Source organism: Morganella psychrotolerans (assembly GCF_965118875.1).
GTDB classification, from domain to species: Bacteria; Pseudomonadota; Gammaproteobacteria; order Enterobacterales; family Enterobacteriaceae; genus Morganella; species Morganella psychrotolerans_C.
Map to the genome: position 1 here is coordinate 1 of NZ_CBCPJD010000069.1, position 576 is coordinate 576.

Below are 576 nucleotides of genomic sequence, written 5' to 3' on the forward strand. Positions count from 1 at the left end.
CACCGCCGAACGATTTATGAAATGGGTTGAAACCGGTCACCTGAAACTGACTGATGGCGCAGAGATTGATTACCGCGTCATTCTGGAAGATGCAAAAGCTGAGAACCTGAATAACCCCATTGATGCAACCGCGATTGACCCCCACGGAGCCACAAATATTTCACACGAACTGGCTGACGAGGGAATGAACCCGATCACAATCGTTCAAAACTACACAAATATGTCTGACCCGATGAAAGAGCTTGAAGCCGCTATTGCTTCCGGACGCTTTCACCATGACGGCAACCCGATTATGAGCTGGTGTATTGGTAACGTGGTCGGTAAATATCTGCCGGGTAACGATGATGTTGTCCGTCCGATAAAAGAACAGAACGAGAATAAAATTGATGGTGCGGTGGCGCTGATAATGGCAATCGGCCGGGCAATGCTGAATGACGAAGGCGACTTCCTTTCCTCACTGGACTCTGACGAAGAAATCCTATTCCTATGAAAAATATACTTCTTGATATCACTGCCCTGATGGGATTTAGCGCGGTCATGGCGGGCTGTTACCTGAAATACGGTCTGCATAACGCT

The 576-nt window shown here is 48.1% G+C and carries 1 protein-coding gene; it reads left to right on the top strand.

Annotated elements, in window-relative coordinates; genetic code table 11:
- On the top strand, positions 1-490 hold a 490-nt coding region (locus ACMHKJ_RS19365; protein ID WP_413496485.1), incomplete at its 5' end, for a terminase TerL endonuclease subunit.
- Positions 491-576: the final 86 nt, after the last annotated feature.